13 protein-coding genes and 2 rRNA genes are annotated in these 14,136 nt (G+C 40.3%); 14 read left to right on the forward strand and 1 reads right to left on the reverse strand.

Going from position 1 to position 14,136, the window contains the following annotated elements; all coding sequences use genetic code 11:
* The 6 genes from ACIPK1_RS14955 to ACIPK1_RS14980 form a co-directional block, all read left to right on the forward strand.
* Window positions 1-86, forward strand: a 23S ribosomal RNA gene (locus tag ACIPK1_RS14955); the annotation flags it as partial.
* A gap of 80 nt (window positions 87-166) precedes the next feature.
* Window positions 167-282, forward strand: a 5S ribosomal RNA gene (rrf, locus tag ACIPK1_RS14960).
* 139 nt (window positions 283-421) lie between these two features.
* Window positions 422-1,336, forward strand: a complete 915-nt coding sequence (locus ACIPK1_RS14965; RefSeq protein WP_008381990.1) for a hypothetical protein — start codon at window positions 422-424, stop codon at window positions 1,334-1,336.
* On the forward strand, window positions 1,305-2,360 hold the full coding sequence (locus tag ACIPK1_RS14970) for a hypothetical protein (RefSeq protein ID WP_194188812.1): 1,056 nt from the start codon (window positions 1,305-1,307) through the stop codon (window positions 2,358-2,360). The genes ACIPK1_RS14965 and ACIPK1_RS14970 overlap by 32 nt, the downstream gene beginning before the upstream one ends.
* 71 nt (window positions 2,361-2,431) lie before the next feature.
* Complete coding sequence (locus ACIPK1_RS14975; protein WP_016619978.1) at window positions 2,432-3,439, forward strand: zinc-binding alcohol dehydrogenase family protein; 1,008 nt, start codon at window positions 2,432-2,434, stop codon at window positions 3,437-3,439.
* Window positions 3,440-4,153 carry a class I SAM-dependent methyltransferase gene (locus ACIPK1_RS14980; RefSeq protein WP_016619977.1) on the forward strand — a complete coding sequence of 238 codons (714 nt, stop codon included), beginning with the start codon at window positions 3,440-3,442 and terminating at the stop codon, window positions 4,151-4,153.
* A gap of 131 nt (window positions 4,154-4,284) precedes the next feature.
* Here the strand turns inward: ACIPK1_RS14980 and ACIPK1_RS14985 are convergent, their stop codons facing one another.
* Entirely contained in the window at window positions 4,285-5,388 is a 1,104-nt protein-coding gene (locus tag ACIPK1_RS14985) for an SLC13 family permease (protein WP_400451271.1), read from the reverse strand.
* A gap of 162 nt (window positions 5,389-5,550) precedes the next feature.
* Here ACIPK1_RS14985 and ACIPK1_RS14990 point away from each other — a divergent pair, with 162 nt between their 5' ends.
* The 8 genes from ACIPK1_RS14990 (at window position 5,551) to ACIPK1_RS15025 (ending at window position 14,134) form a co-directional block, all read left to right on the forward strand.
* Window positions 5,551-7,020 carry a helix-turn-helix domain-containing protein gene (locus ACIPK1_RS14990; protein ID WP_008381983.1) on the forward strand — a complete coding sequence of 490 codons (1,470 nt, stop codon included), beginning with the start codon at window positions 5,551-5,553 and terminating at the stop codon, window positions 7,018-7,020.
* Window positions 7,017-8,381, forward strand: coding sequence for an FAD-dependent oxidoreductase (locus tag ACIPK1_RS14995; RefSeq protein WP_016619974.1), 1,365 nt, complete (start codon window positions 7,017-7,019; stop codon window positions 8,379-8,381). The genes ACIPK1_RS14990 and ACIPK1_RS14995 overlap by 4 nt, the downstream gene beginning before the upstream one ends.
* 635 nt (window positions 8,382-9,016) lie before the next feature.
* A complete protein-coding gene (locus ACIPK1_RS15000; protein WP_008381981.1) occupies window positions 9,017-9,967 on the forward strand; it encodes an ABC transporter permease in 951 nt (316 codons plus the stop codon).
* Complete coding sequence (locus tag ACIPK1_RS15005; protein ID WP_016619972.1) at window positions 9,964-10,908, forward strand: iron chelate uptake ABC transporter family permease subunit; 945 nt, start codon at window positions 9,964-9,966, stop codon at window positions 10,906-10,908. The genes ACIPK1_RS15000 and ACIPK1_RS15005 overlap by 4 nt, the downstream gene beginning before the upstream one ends.
* Entirely contained in the window at window positions 10,905-11,663 is a 759-nt protein-coding gene (locus tag ACIPK1_RS15010) for an ABC transporter ATP-binding protein (protein ID WP_008381979.1), read from the forward strand. Before ACIPK1_RS15005 ends, ACIPK1_RS15010 begins: the two co-directional genes overlap by 4 nt.
* 25 nt (window positions 11,664-11,688) lie before the next feature.
* A complete protein-coding gene (locus tag ACIPK1_RS15015; RefSeq protein WP_008381977.1) occupies window positions 11,689-12,660 on the forward strand; it encodes a siderophore ABC transporter substrate-binding protein in 972 nt (323 codons plus the stop codon).
* Window positions 12,661-12,845: 185 nt separating this feature from the next.
* The gene (locus tag ACIPK1_RS15020; protein ID WP_008381975.1) at window positions 12,846-13,178 is read left to right on the forward strand and encodes a PadR family transcriptional regulator; all 333 of its coding nucleotides are present in this window, start codon (window positions 12,846-12,848) and stop codon (window positions 13,176-13,178) included.
* Window positions 13,175-14,134, forward strand: coding sequence for a permease prefix domain 1-containing protein (locus ACIPK1_RS15025; protein WP_008381974.1), 960 nt, complete (start codon window positions 13,175-13,177; stop codon window positions 14,132-14,134). The genes ACIPK1_RS15020 and ACIPK1_RS15025 overlap by 4 nt, the downstream gene beginning before the upstream one ends.
* Window positions 14,135-14,136: the final 2 nt, after the last annotated feature.

Genomic DNA, 14,136 nt, shown 5'->3' on the forward strand with positions numbered 1-14,136 from the left:
GAGAGATGATCAGGTAGATAGGTCAGAAGTGGAAGGCCAGTGATGGTTGGAGCGGACTGATACTAATCGATCGAGGACTTAACCAAAAAGAAAAAGCACGTAAACTCGTAGCGTTTTGATTTCTTCGATCCAGTTTTGAGTGAGCAACACTTACTCAATTGAATAGTGTGGTGGCGATAGCAAGAAGGATACACCTGTAACCATGCCGAACACAGAAGTTAAGCTTCTTAGCGCCGATTGTAGTGAAGGGTTTCCCTTTGTGAGAGTAGGACGTCGCCACGCAGTCAAACACATGTCTTCATTGACATGTGTTTTTTTGTTATTACAACGATGTATCATTTTACTAAAAACAATCACTTAAAATAACTTTTTATGGAAAAAAATGATACACTAGTAGTGAAGTATTTTTAGGAGGGATCATATGACTGACGATGCCAAAAAAGAACAAAATGTTGTTCAAGATCAAGACGTTGTTTCAGTTTCAACGAATGAAGAAGTATCCTTTGGCGATATTAAACAAGTGGCCTCAAAAAATATAGGTCAGATGCTGCAAGACCTGCAAGATTTTGAAGTCGCGATAGAAAAAGAGGATATTCCTGAAATTTATCGTATATATAATGGTCGATTGCACAAACAGTTAAAAGAAACATCAAATCAAAATCATGAGATTGATGAATTGTTATCAAGGAAGTTCCACGATAACTTTACCCAAGCTTTCCCATTTATGATGCATTGTGCCAAAATATCTCCTACGGTGCATTACTATAAGTTAGGAACCTATTATCATGAGCGAGCGACGATTGGTATCGATGCGAGTATTCCCGAAATTTTTGTTATCCCTGAGATAGATGAAGAATGGGAAAAGTTCCAACGAGGCAATCGTGAGATGCTGACAGCAATCGAACAGCAGATGGACAAGCTGGAAGCCAAACGGATCACTGCGTTATCAGAAGTGAAGGAAATCCAAAATCAGATCGATAAACTTACGGAAGCCGAAAATGAATTGACGGAATCAAAGGGCTTTTTCAATCGGACAAAAATCGATGAAGAACTAGAGCGTTTGACTTCTGACCGGAAAGCTCTAGAAGCCAAACGTAGAGAATGGGAAAGATATTCAAATAATAATGAAGAGGTTTTTGCTGAAAAAGAACGCCTGCAGCAGCAATATCAAACATTGCGTTTAAAGAAAGCAATCGTTGAAAAAGAATTCCGACAAATTGATACTTTTTTTGGTTCTTTTGAAGAATTCAATACTAAATTATTGGCTTTCTTAGCTCAGTATACGGGAAAGGAGCTGATTGAAATTGACGAAAGAAACACAGAAAAATCCTCTTGAACCACAACTGATGGATCAGGAAGAGACTCTAGAAGTTCAACCAGAAGAAGTCAATGAGGTCGACGAAAATTCAGCAACCAATGCGTCTACCACAGTTGATGATCGCTCTTTAGTAGAAGACAATGTAGAGGATGATTCTTTCAAATTAGTGGAAGAGGAAGCGGAATATGAAGATGATTACTATGCTGTAAAAGCACAAGATCATCAGCGCATCGAGTCCCTTATTGAACAAGCCGAAAATGAGCTAGCTGATTTAAAATTGCGAAAATCAATCATGGAGGCTGATTTCTCCGGGTTGCTCAACCATTATCGTCATTTGATCTTAACAGAACAAGAAATCTCTGTCATTGCAAAAAAAACCTTGCTTGAGTACTATGCCTATGAATTCTTGAAACCATTAAAAGTGATTCATTTAACAGCTACCGACAATTACGATACCTGGAAGACAAAGCACTTCAATGTCCGCTTTCGTTTAACAGAAACAAAAGAACTAGAGTTTAGTTTTAAGTTAAATCCGGTCAATTCAAGTTACCAATCAAACTATTTGCCGCTGTTGACAATCAATTCAAATTCCCAGTCGGTGGTGGTCAACGATGAACAGATTTTACATCTGATCAGTCAATGGCATGCCGATAATATTTTCTCAGTCAATCAACTTTCACTGTTTAATTACGATGTAAATTTGATACTGGCTCATTTAAAAGAATTGGATTTTACTGTCTCGCCAAGTTTGATCGACAATACCCAAACCTTAGCTGTCGATATGGAAACAGATTTTCCTGTTGCAGCGGAAGTCCTTGACCAAATTTTCATCATCACGATGGAGAATCAGTCGTATGATTTTATCACAGAAAACAAAGGCGAGATCCTTGTTCTGCTTGATAAAAATCAGCGTTTGACGATTCATTTGTACACAGAATCAACGTTACTCACGATTGACTCGGATCAATGGAAGCGATCTTTATTGGATTTCTTCACAAGTTATCCGTTTTTGGTTCCGCTTGTCGTTCAAGGTGAAGAATAAATGTTCTAAATTGGTTAAAAGTGCTAGAATGGTTTTTATAACTATTCAGCACTTTTTTTGGAAGGAGCAGTATGATGATAAATAAAGCACTAGGTTTTTATGAAGGACGATCTTTAGATGATCCAGAAGTATTTATTGAAAAGGAATTTCCAATGCCAACTTGTCAGGCAAACGATCTATTGGTGGAAGTGCAAGCTGTTTCTGTGAATCCAATTGACACGAAACGCCGCCAAACAACCACTTTAAGTGAGAAATTCCATATCCAGGGATATGATGCAGTAGGTATAGTACATGAAATCGGCTCAGCAGTTAATGGCTTTGCCGTTGGTGATCGGGTGTTTTATGCTGGAACCACACAACGACCTGGTGCGAATCAAAGGTTTCAAGTCGTTGATTTTCGAATCGCAGCAAAGGCGCCAGCCGGCTTTTCTGACGGTGATCTTGCAGCTATGCCATTAACGAGTATTACAGCGTGGGAATTGCTTTTTGAAAAATTTGGGTATGTGCCTGAAGAAAACGCGAATGAAGGATCAATTTTATTGGTCAATGCCAGCGGTGGTGTTGGCTCGATTGCGGCGCAACTAGCAAAATGGGCAGGATTGACAGTCTATGGCACTGCGAGTCCTAAGAACGATCAATGGCTTAAAGACAATCAAGTGGATCAGGTACTTAATCACCGCTTGCCGTTAGCTGAACAAATCACTGAACCTTTTTCAGCCGTTGCACTTTTTTATGACGCCTCGGCCTATTTGCCACAATTAACGAAAGCAATCTTGCCATTTGGCAAAGTCGGAATGATCGTGAATACGAAAGAAGCGCTAGATTTAAATCCATTTAAAAACCTCGGCATCGATTTTTATTGGGAGTATATGTTCACAAAAACAGATGCTCAGTTGATGATTGAAACACAAGGGGGCATTTTGCAACGGATCGCCTCGTTGCTCGCTGACAAAAAGATCCATACGACTGCGGTCCAAACGTTTGATGGAGGAATTACCATCGAGACCTTAAAGCACGCTACAAAAGCGGTTGAGCAAGGAACAAAAGGAAAAACAGTGATCACGGGAGGCGTCCGCTAGATGGAAGAAGAGGAAGCGATGCTGTTTTGGGATGAATTTGCGCAAGAATATGCGCAAATTCAAAGAGAATCCCAATTGAAAATTGCCGAAGAGGCAGCAGCTTTTTTGGTGGAGCAGAAAGTGTTTCCGATATCGACCTTCGTTGACTTTGCTGCGGGCACTGGTCGCTACATTTCAGCTTTTTATCCTTTTGTAGATGAGTATTACGCAATTGATTTTTCAAAAGAAATGTTAAAAATCATTGAAGAAACGATTGAAGATCCGATGAGCAAGCTCCATCTGGTTCAGCAGAGCCAAAAAGACTTTTTGTCTGCAGAACAGCACTGGCCTTGTATTTTTATAGCAATGAATCCGGCAGTCAGAGACAAAGAAACCTTGCTTCAGTTTCAAAGAAAGGCCCATCAATTAATTATTCTAAGAATGATCGCAGAAGAAGAGAACGTGTTTCAGCCTTATGAAAAAAATCATTCAGCGAAGAACGATCTGAACCTAAATACTTGTTACAAGAAGTGGTTTACAGAAGAAGCGATCGATTGGCAGAGTCGGCAATTCGAGTATATTTTGAAGGAAGAGATCGATCAAGAATTATTTCATCTTTATTTTGAGGAGGAGTATTCATTGGAACAGCGGCAAGAAATGGTTCAACATGTCTTTGGTGAGGCATTGACTGTCGAAAGCCAAACGAAAATCACCTTTGAGCTTCTCTTAGCCTAGGAGAAATCACACAATAGACATCAAAAAACGAGATTCTGACATAAGATCAAGAAACAGGTACAGCAAGTAGGGTTCTGTTGACTGCTGACTGGAAACATCTTATGCTGGAATCTCGTTTTACAGTGAATTTACTACAATAAAAGGTAGACGATACTGCCTAATAACAGTAAAAAAACGACGTTAACGATAAAAAATAGCTTTTGAAACATTCCCGCTTCTTTGGGTCTGGCTTGTTTCAGTAATTTGTACCCAATCAAATTCGCCAAAGAAGCAATCAATGTACCCAAACCACCCACATTGACGCCCAAAAGAACGGCTTTTTCTAAATCGGTGAAAGGAGCAATCAAAATCGCTGCAGGAACGTTAGATATTCCTTGAGAGAGTAAAATACTACCTAAAAAAGCGCGATGTGTTTCTTGAAAATATGGTCGAATGTGATCGGTGACCAGAGGTTGGTCTTGAATATTCCCAACGATCAAGAAGAAGCAGAGGAAGGTAAGTAGTAACCGATAATCAACTTTTGCGAATAATCGTTTGTTTCTAAACCAAACCACGGCTGCGACGACGAGCACAGCGATTGAAATAGGTAGAACACTAAAAATACCAAGAATCATAAGGACAAATAATCCTGCATTGAGCAGCGCTGGCTTTTTTTCAAAGGGCTCTTCTTGCAGGGCGATTTCCAATGGAGTCTTTGGGATGAGCTGGATCGAAACAAGGAGTAATAGCAAAGAAAGTCCCACAAAGGTGCCGGTAGTCCACATGAATTGTGGCAGCGAAATCTGATAGTAAGAAAATAAAAATAGATTTTGCGGATTTCCAAATGGAAACAGGCTGCTTCCTAAATTGGCTGCCACAATCAAATAGATAGCGCCTAATAAGACACTGGTGCGCTGTTGTTCTTTCCTCGTTAAGAGTAAGTAGATGGGCAATAATGTTAAGATAGCCACGTCGTTTGTTAAAAACATCGAACTGAAGAAGCTTAGCAAGACGATTGAACGGATCAAGTCACGCAGATTGCGACTTTTTTCCACTAATTTTTGTCCAAATGCTCGTAAAAGACCAGCTTCTTCTAACCCATTGATTACTAACATCAATCCAAACAGTGATAAAATCACTTTAAAGTCAATAAATGACCAACGGAAGGTGCCGAAAAAACACGCAATGAGTGCTAGTAACAGGGAAATCGAAAATAATCGATCCGTTCGAAAAAATGCTAACATTCGTTTTCCCATAGTTCACCACCTTTCTTCTCAAGAATTTTACCATTCCCGCGCTTTAGGAACAATAAATAACGCTTTTTCCATATAACTCAAAGGCATTCAGGCAATTTTTATAGTTGACAAACGACCCATTAATTGGGAAATTAGTATGTGAAAGGTGAAGGAGGTTCAAAAATGAATGTTATGCAGCTGCTTGAAAAAAATCAGCAGGTTCATTTTCAAATTTTAGCTGTTTTTTTTCAGAACGGCTCAGAAATCTCTTACAAGAAACTTGCAAAAACATTATCCATTTCCGCACCCACTTTGCAAAAAGAACTTCAAAATCTTCATCAAAATTTAGTCGCTTTCCATGAGGATGCGGCATTGACTTATTTAGAAAATGATCAAGTACAGTTAACACTTCCGCTTGATTTCTCACTAAAAAAATTCTTTTATGCGTATCTTTCAGAAGCAATCGATTTTCAGATATTGTCGTATTTGTTTTTTCATCGAGATGAGTCAACGACGAAAATGATGTTAGAACTGATGTTGAGTGAAGCTTCATTGTTTCGTCGATTCAAAGCCATCAATCAGTTATTGAAAGAATTCGACATCCAATTAAAAAATAAAAAATTGCTTGGGGATGAAAAACAGATTCGCTTTTTCTATTATCAGTTTTTTTCACAAAGTTATCCCAATGAAGAATTGATCGCTCGCTTGAATGCACCAGCCATCAACAATTTGATTCGAGTAATCGAAAAACAGCTACAGACAACGTTTAGTCAATCCGAACGCTGGAAAGTCGGGCTGTGGTTAGGTATTATGGAAGCCCGTTTTGATTATCGTGGCTCGCAGCAGCATGAAGCATCGTATCCATTGTTGAAGTCATTGGAAAATGAAGCGATGTTCCAGCTTTTGCGGAATATATTAGGACGCTATCTCAGTCGTTTTGCCGTATCCTGGAGCGATTATGAAACGGTTTATTTCTATTTATTTTTATTAGCTGAAGGCTTGATTCGCCCTTCACTGGATGACTCCTTGCAAAAATCACTTTTCTTCCAAGAGATCGATGCGTTAAATGGGGAGCTGCTGCAGGCAATTGGTGATAGTGAGAGAAAGACTACAGAAACTTCTACGGAATTATGCGTCTTCTTGACGAGTGTGACGATCCAAGCGTTGTACATTCATGGCGGCATTATTGCCTTTGCTGAATTTCAGCCGCAAAGTGTTGCGAATGAGAGCTTGATTGAAGTGGCACAGCAAGCAATCGAACAGTTGGAGAAAAACGTAAACCAGTCCTTTTCTCTTGAGAAAAAGCAGCATTTGACCAATGAATTGCTTTTGATCCGTCAATGGATTCAAGTAAAACAGGAAAAAGCATTTACGGTCGGCATTTTGTTGACTCAATCACGATTACGCAGTGGCTTTTTGCGGCGTTTTTTGATCAAAGAATTGGCTGGCTATCCGAATATTCATTTTGAGGGGACGAAGGAGAAGGATTATGATTTATTGATCGTTGATCATTCTGAGATCTCGGAAGGCTATCGTTATAAAAAACGATTGATTTTAACAGGTGGGGCAACCCCATTTGAAGAAGAGCGGCTTCATCAAATCGTGGATGAAATACGCAATGAGAACCTTGAAAGCGAGTTGGAAAAGATATGAGAATAGTGATTATTGGAGGCTCTCATGCAGGAATTGCTGCTGCCCGTCATTTAAAAAAAGTTGACCCAAAAGTCGATGTGATAATTATTGAAAAATCAAGCGTTCTGGGTTATGTTGCTAGCAGTTTGAATTTAGTGCTGGAAGGCTACATTCAACGATTGGAAGATTCCCGAACGGCAACTACGAGTGAGCTTCTTTCTGAAGGAATCAATGTGATGTTAAACAGTGAAGTCACAAAAATCTTTCCGCAAGAACAAACGGTTCATTTTGTCACATCAACGGAATCTTATCAGCAAGAAGACGAAGTGAGTTATGATGGCTTGATTTTGGCGATGGGATCGAGTACTTTCCGTTCGGAGTTTGCCTCAGATGTCGAAGCACATATAACGACCTACAAAACCATTGGTCAATCAAAGCAAGCGTTAGAAAAAATCGAAAGTGCGCAAACCGTGGCGATCGTTGGCGCGGGTCTGATTGGGTTTGAATTGGCTGAATCTTTAAGTGGCCAGCAAAAAGCCGTTCATTTGATTGATCGAATGGATACCCTTTTGTTCCGTTATTTTGATCAAGAAATTGCTGAAATTTTGATGGCGCGCTTTCCAGAGAACTTACAAATCTATCTTAACAGCAATGTCGCCCATACGATCAAAGACGAGAAGGGTGAATATCAGGGAATCGAGCTTTCAAACGGAACCAAGATTCGAGCTGACGTGGTCGTTTATGCCGTAAATCCGCGACCGAATGTCGCATTGGTTGAAGACTTTTTAAAACTAAATCTCGATGGCACGGTATTTACAAATGAATATTTACAAACGTCTGACCCAGCGATTTATGCAATTGGTGACCTGGTTTCGATTCCTTTCAATCATTCGGATAGCTCTTTGTATATCCCTTTAGTGACTAATGCTTATCGGACGGGGATCGTAGCTGCCACCAATTTATTGGCAAATGAACGGGGAACGACGAAAATTCCTTTTCCAAAAATGCAACGGACCGTCGTTAGTAAACTGTTTGGCTATTTCGTCAGCAGTTCAGGTATTAATGAGACCGAGGCACCGTATTACGGCTTTGAAGTAGATTCAGTGACGCAGACATTTCATTCTCGGACATTTTTCGCGACAGATGAGGATTTTGAAGTAACGTTAAAACTGATTTTTGATCAGCAAACGAAAGTGATTATGGGGGGACAAATCATTACGAGTGATCGTGGAAGTTTGGAGATCATCAATACGATCTCAACCTTGATCAATAGCAAGACGACCTTGCACCAACTAGCGACAATGGATTACTTTTTCAATCCAACCATTTCTTTCCCTTTGCACTTTTTGAATCAATTAGCCCTTGATGGCTTGTTAAAGTAAAATAATAACTCTTGATAAACCTGCGATGATCGTAGGTTTATTTTTTTTAATTACAGATAATCGGGAAAGACTATCGATTACAATCAGTGACTGGTATCGCGTATTGAAAACAGGTAGGCTTTTGTCGGAGATTGAATTCAACTGGTATCATGATTTTTTGGAAGAAGAAACTCAAAACGAAAACTATAAAACTCGTTCCACGACTAAACTGTTTTTACTCACAATTTCTTATCGATAGACGAATGGTGTTTAGGTGGAGGAGACGGCGCGTCATTTGCTTTTATCTGAAAAGTTACATCACCATTGCATCAGTAAGTGCTGGCTTTACAAGGGTTTCAATAGATGAAAATAATTGCAAATCTAAGTGATCTGTTATTGAATGATCCTCATAAAATGAATATAGTATGAGCGAGCATTTTATAATTAAAGCAATAAAATAGACAATATTGAGATAAAAATAAGTTTTCTCGCAAGGATATAAGAGAAAAACATCACATAATCCTTTTCTTTACACACTCATTTTTTCGAAATTGCGATAGGAAAGGGATTTTTTAAAAAAAATTCTTGTGATTTTAAGTGAAATACGTTACCCTATTAAAGAGAGTGAGAATCATTCTCAATAAGGGGGGCGGGGCATGTTTAAAAAAATCGGATTACTGCTGATCTTTGTTCTTCTAGTGGGTTGCTCCTTGTTGGCAGGCACCCATGAATTGTCTTTATCAGGTTTACAGCAGGGTGATCCGAATCATTGGCTTGTTTTGGTAAAAGTTAGGCTTCCACGGACGATCAGTTTGATCATTGCAGGTGGGATCATTAGTATCTGTGGAAAAATTATGCAACACATGATGCAAAATAAATTTGTGGCCTCGGAGTCGATTGGACTGACGGATAGCGCCCGTTTAGGAATTTTGCTGGTTATGCTCTTTCTACCAAATGCCTCAAATTTGATTCGCACTACAGCAGCATTTGTGTTTGCCTACGCAGGTGTGTTGTTCTTTTTATTTTTAAGCCAATTTCTACCAAAGAAAGATCCAATGATGCTACCGTTAACAGGGGTGATGTTCGGTAATATCATCGGGGCTATCAGTAGCTTCTTAGCCTATCGCTTCCAATTGGTTCAAAATGTTTCTTCTTGGCTGCAAGGAAATTTTGCCACCATTATGGTTGGACAGTATGAACTTTTGTATTTGACGATTCCCGTTTTCGGTCTATTGTATTTCTTGGCTTATGAGATCACGATCGCCGGTTTAGGAGAAAGTGCGGCTAAGAGTCTGGGAATCAATTACTTGTTCTTGCGTTTTGCTGTATTTGCGCTGGTGGCGTTTGCTAGCAGTATCGTTTTATTGACTGTGGGGCAAATTCCTTTTTTAGGGATCGTTATCCCAAATATGATCGGCATGGTTTTTGGGGATCACTTGAAAAACAATCTGCTTTTGATCAGCTTTGCCGGAAGCGCGTTCTTGCTATTGTGTGATGTATTGGCGAGAATCGTCATCGCACCTTATGAAATGCCGGTCAGTGTTGTTGCCGGCGTACTGGGTGGCTGCTGTTTCTTGATTTTGCTTCTGGGGAGGAAATTTCGATGAAGAAAAAACTTTTTCTTTTGTTGTTTCTGATCCTTTGTGCATGTGGTGCCTATCTGACCTATAACACCTATGGAAACTGGTCATTTGCTTTTGCATTAAGGGGACGCCGAATCTTGGCTTTTGCCTTAGTTGCAATCGCCATCTCCTTTAGTACCATCACCTTACAGACACTGACAAGCAATCGCTATCTGACCCCTGGAATTTTAGGCTTGGACCAACTGTATGTTCTTGTTCAAACCCTTTGTTTCTTTTTTATCGGCGGAATTCAGATGCTGAGCCAAGAAACAGCAACGATGTTTTTGTTTTCTGTCGGCTTAACTGCCGTTCTAGGTAGCTTCTTAATTGCCTTTTTCTATCAAAAATCAGTCGCTGGGTTGTTTTTGTTATTGATGGCAGGGATGGTCTGTGGCACGATGTTCGGTAGTCTCAGCACCTTTCTGCAAGTGTTGATGGATCCAAATGAATATGATTTACTACAAGGTCGTTTGTTTGCCAGCTTTGGCAATATCAATACCCAGCATCTACTGATTGCTGCCGCGATCATTTTGCTAGGGAGTATCTGTCTGGTTCTGCTGATTCCAGAATTGAATTTGCTCCATTTAGGAAGTGGGCAAGCCAAAAGTTTAGGTGTATCTGTTCAATGGCTTCATAAAGGTGTTTTATTTTTGATTGCTTTACTGACAGGCACCGCCACTGCTTTAGTTGGTCCAGCAGTTTTTCTAGGCTTTGTGGTGGCGACGATCACCTATCAGCTTTTCCCAACTTATCGTCACGGCTGGTTGTTTTTCGGTGGGAGTTTGATTGGTTTTCTCCTGTTGGTAGGAGGTCAATTCCTAGTGGAACAGGTCTTTCAATGGCAAACGACCATCGGCACCGTGATCCAATTATTAGGCGGTATCTTCTTTATAAGCAAATTGCTGCTGGAAAGGAAAAAATCATGATTGAAACCAAAAATGTATCCAAGAATTATGCAAAAACACAAGTTTTGACGGAATGTTCTATAGCGTTGCCGGAACAGAAAATGATTGCCTTCATCGGGCCCAATGGTGCCGGAAAAAGTACCTTGCTTTCTTTAGTCAGTCGGATGTTGGATCAACGCACCGGTGATATTTATCTGGATGGAACGGAGATTCGTCAATGGAAGTCCAAAGAGCTAGCAAAAAAAATGGCTTTTTTGCAGCAAAGCAATCGCTATGCCGTCAATCTGACTGTAAGAGAGCTGGTGGCATTTGGTCGCTATCCGTATAACCGGGGGCGACAATCGGCAGCAGATGATGGGATCATTGATGACGCTTTGTCTAAGTTATCTCTAACCGAATATAGTGATCAATCGATTCATGAACTTTCTGGTGGTCAGTTACAACGAGTTTACTTGGCGATGATTTTAGCCCAAGATACAGATTATCTACTCTTGGACGAACCGTTAAACAATTTAGATTTAAAACACGCCAACCAGCTGATGAAGCTATTGACAACCTTGGTGGAAGACTATCAGAAAACTGTTGTGATCGTTTTGCACGACATTAATTTTGCAGCACGGTATGCCGATCACATCGTCGCGATGAAAGATGGTCAGATTTTTAAAGCGGCTGACACAGAGGCAGTGATTCAAGAACAATTATTAGAATCATTGTATGAGATTCCAATCAAACTGGTACAAGTGGATGGGCGGCAATTTTGCTACACCTTCCAATAAAAAATATGTTTCAAAGGAGGAAAAAATGAAAAAAATAGCAGTAAGTTTTATGAGTATTTTCGTATTAGCGGGGTTGACCGCTTGCGGCTCGAATAATACAGGGACAACAGATTCAACGGGTACAGCTCAAACCCAAGTAGAAGAAAGTACACAAACGCCGACAGAAGTCGAGATTACGGACAGCAATGGGACTGTCACTGTTCCTTATGCGCCGGAAAAAGTTGTTGTCTTTGACAACAGTGCATTAGATACGATGGATGCACTTGGCCTTGGGGATCGAATCGTTGCTGCCGCAACCAGCAATTTGCCAGATTATTTATCAGCGTATGCGGATGTTGAATCAGCAGGGGGAATCAAAGAGCCTGATTTAGAAAAAATCAATCAACTGCAGCCAGACCTAATCATTATTTCTGGTCGACAACGTGATTTCCAAGAGGAATTGTCTGCAATCGCGCCAACCGTTTTCTTAAGCGTTGACAATAGTGATACTTGGGCATCGATCGAAGCCAACATTACGACCATTGGTCAAATTTTTGGTAAGGAAGAGGAAGCGCAAGAACAACTAGCATCGTTACAAGGTCAGATTGATACCTTGAAGGAGCAAGCGCAAAATGCTGACGAGAAAGCCTTGGTTGTTATGGTAAATGAAGGCAATCTTTCTGCTTTTGGTCCAGGTTCTCGTTACAGTATCTTGTATGACACGTTTGGTTTCCCAGCAGTAGATGAGGAATTAGAGGCGTCGACACATGGACAAAGTATTTCTTATGAGTACTTGCTTGAAAAAAATCCTGATGTCATTTTCGTGATCGATCGGACAAAAGCGATCGGTGGCAATGAAAGCGAAAGTGAATTTGTTGCAAATGAAATTGTTCAAGAAACAAATGCAGGGCAAAACGATCAAGTGATTGAATTGGATGCTGCGGTTTGGTATTTAGCTGGTTCCGGATTGGAGTCGATCCAATTGATGATGGATGATGTCAAGCCAGCCGTTGAATAAATAGGTGAAAAAAATTAAGTAATAAGGGACACGCTTATCAGTTTACTGAGAAAGCGTGTCTTTTTATTCGAACTGTTTCTAGGACCTGCGACTGATTTTTGACAAGTTATCCAGCTTTACTTTACCTGTCGTAGTAATTGATTTATAATTAGTACGACAGATGAAGTAATTTAGGAGGCGATTGCGTGATCTCGAGTGACGGAATTCGCGGCTATAACGACGCAATCATTTTATCCATTCTTTCGAAAGAAGACTCTTATGGATATGAAATATCCAAGCGTATTCGTGAAGGAACAGATGCTTTATATGTGATCAAAGAAACGACGTTGTATTCCGCTTTTACTCGGTTAGAAAAACAAGGATTGATCCGTTCGTATCCCGGAGAAGTGACACATGGCAAAAAGCGGACCTATTACCAGATAACTGTAGACGGAAAAGCAAGCCTTTCGGAGAAACTATTGGAGTGGCAGCAGACGAAGATCGTCGTTGACCAGTTCTTACAAGGAGGAGACAAATGAAAACCATTCATGACTATCTAGACAGCTTATTTTTATCAGTACCCATCACACCGGAAACGAAGAAGGCAAAAGAAGATCTTTTAGCGATTATGGAAGACCATTACTTGGAACTGATTCACCAAGGGAAAAGTGAGCATGAAGCCATCGGTGCGGTGATCAGCGAGTTTGGTTCGGTGGATGAACTGCTGCAAGAGTTAGATGTTTCAAAAGAAGAAGAGCCGATTGATGATTGGTCCGATGCCATCACAGAAGACGATGCGTTTGATTATTGGGGAACTGTGCGGCACTTTGCTTTTTCGTTGTCGATAGGAATCGGCTTTTGTATCGCCTCCCTAGCAGCCCTAATGCTCTTTGTTAGTGTTTATGCTGAGACCTTTGGAATAATGGTGATGTTTCTTTTCATCGCCATCGGGGTTGGTTTTATCATCTCTAGCAGTTTGCACTTTTCCGGTGCTCGTAAGCAGTTAGATGATCGACCAATCAAAAGGGATGCCAAACGAGAAGCCGCTCAGCAACTAGCAAATTATGAAAAAAGTTTTCGTATTGGTCTTGTTTTAGGAATTGGTGCCTGTATTTTATCAATTGCGCCTGTACTTTTAAGTGAATTGTTTTATTATTCTGTTGAGTTTGGTATTTCCTTGTTTTTCTTGACAGTTGCAGTGGGTGTGTTCTTTATTATTTATGTAAGTATTATTCGTACAGGCTTTGCGAAGCTGGCAACTGAGACGTATTTTATTCGTGACGAAGAGAATCTTGGTGATCGAGCAACACGTCATAAATATGGCGAATCCGCTGGTAGAGTTACCTTTTTTCGAACAGTCTACTGGCCAGTGATTTTGGTCGTTTATATGCTTTGGTCCTTCATGTTTCATGCCTGGGCATACTCTTGGGTCATTTTTGTGATTGGTGGTGTCTTAGAGGACTACTTTATCGGTCAGACAAAAGCCAAAAAATAAGA

Source organism: Enterococcus sp. NPDC086594, from assembly GCF_044746145.1.
Lineage (GTDB): Bacteria > Bacillota > Bacilli > Lactobacillales > Enterococcaceae > Enterococcus_D > Enterococcus_D entomosocium.

What these genes read in the sequence shown, in the direction of transcription:
- ACIPK1_RS14965 (WP_008381990.1), top strand. Translation starts at nt 422, where the DNA reads ATGACTGACGATGCCAAAAAAGAACAAAATGTTGTTCAAGATCAAGAC.
- ACIPK1_RS14975 (WP_016619978.1), top strand. Translation starts at nt 2,432, where the DNA reads ATGATGATAAATAAAGCACTAGGTTTTTATGAAGGACGATCTTTAGAT.
- ACIPK1_RS14980 (WP_016619977.1), top strand. Translation starts at nt 3,440, where the DNA reads ATGGAAGAAGAGGAAGCGATGCTGTTTTGGGATGAATTTGCGCAAGAA.
- ACIPK1_RS14985 (WP_400451271.1), bottom strand. Translation starts at nt 5,388, where the DNA reads ATGGGAAAACGAATGTTAGCATTTTTTCGAACGGATCGATTATTTTCG.
- ACIPK1_RS14990 (WP_008381983.1), top strand. Translation starts at nt 5,551, where the DNA reads ATGAATGTTATGCAGCTGCTTGAAAAAAATCAGCAGGTTCATTTTCAA.
- ACIPK1_RS14995 (WP_016619974.1), top strand. Translation starts at nt 7,017, where the DNA reads ATGAGAATAGTGATTATTGGAGGCTCTCATGCAGGAATTGCTGCTGCC.
- ACIPK1_RS15000 (WP_008381981.1), top strand. Translation starts at nt 9,017, where the DNA reads ATGTTTAAAAAAATCGGATTACTGCTGATCTTTGTTCTTCTAGTGGGT.
- ACIPK1_RS15005 (WP_016619972.1), top strand. Translation starts at nt 9,964, where the DNA reads ATGAAGAAAAAACTTTTTCTTTTGTTGTTTCTGATCCTTTGTGCATGT.
- ACIPK1_RS15010 (WP_008381979.1), top strand. Translation starts at nt 10,905, where the DNA reads ATGATTGAAACCAAAAATGTATCCAAGAATTATGCAAAAACACAAGTT.
- ACIPK1_RS15015 (WP_008381977.1), top strand. Translation starts at nt 11,689, where the DNA reads ATGAAAAAAATAGCAGTAAGTTTTATGAGTATTTTCGTATTAGCGGGG.
- ACIPK1_RS15025 (WP_008381974.1), top strand. Translation starts at nt 13,175, where the DNA reads ATGAAAACCATTCATGACTATCTAGACAGCTTATTTTTATCAGTACCC.